Origin of the sequence: Halorubrum sp. Atlit-26R, assembly GCF_003666015.1 — an archaeon.
Lineage (GTDB): Archaea > Halobacteriota > Halobacteria > Halobacteriales > Haloferacaceae > Halorubrum.
In genome coordinates this window covers 1-615 of the sequence record NZ_QPLT01000280.1, presented here as the reverse complement: position 1 = coordinate 615, position 615 = coordinate 1, and the positions used below count along the sequence as shown (strand labels likewise).

1 protein-coding gene is annotated in these 615 nt (G+C 57.9%); it reads left to right on the top strand.

Annotation, left to right across the window (positions count from 1 at the left end; translation table 11 throughout):
* Positions 1-20: 20 nt before the first annotated feature.
* The coding region (locus tag DVK07_RS20565) for a PAS domain S-box protein (protein WP_121598590.1) at positions 21-615 on the top strand (595 nt) is incomplete at its 3' end.

The following is a 615-nucleotide window of genomic DNA, read 5'->3' as shown; positions in this document are numbered from 1 at the left end:
AAAATCGATGGAGGACGTGAATGAACGACGCGTATCCCACAGACGATTCACCCGATGATGGCGCTGGGCAGCCGGCCTTGTTTCCATTGCTCTCCGGGGAAGGGAACCAACGGCTAGTGGTTGAGTGGATCCAAGCCCATGACCGCTATACGCTGGTCGATCCGGATCAGCCGATCGAAACGGCGACGTTCGACTGCTGTATCCTCGACGGGGAGATGCTACAGACACACGCTGAGACGCTTCGAGCCCGGAAACGCGAGGTGAAGCCGGCTCTGTTACCATGTCTTCTGCTCATACCGGAGGCAGACCTTTCACTTATTGAAACTGACAGCGGAGAGATTGCCGACAGCGTCGTGTTCGAAACCGCCGACGAGGTGGTCTCGATGCCGATCAAAAAGGCCGAACTAGAGTGGCGGACACAGGCGCTCATCAGACTGCGAACCCAGTCGCTGCGCCTCAAAGAACAGACGGAGACGCTGGAACTGTTCAAGCAGGCTGTCGAAGCCTCCGGTCACGCGATCTGGATATCCGACACAGACGGGACGATCAACTACGTCAATCCGGCGTTCGAATCGATCACGGGCTACAGCCGAGACGAGGCTGTCGGCGAGTCAC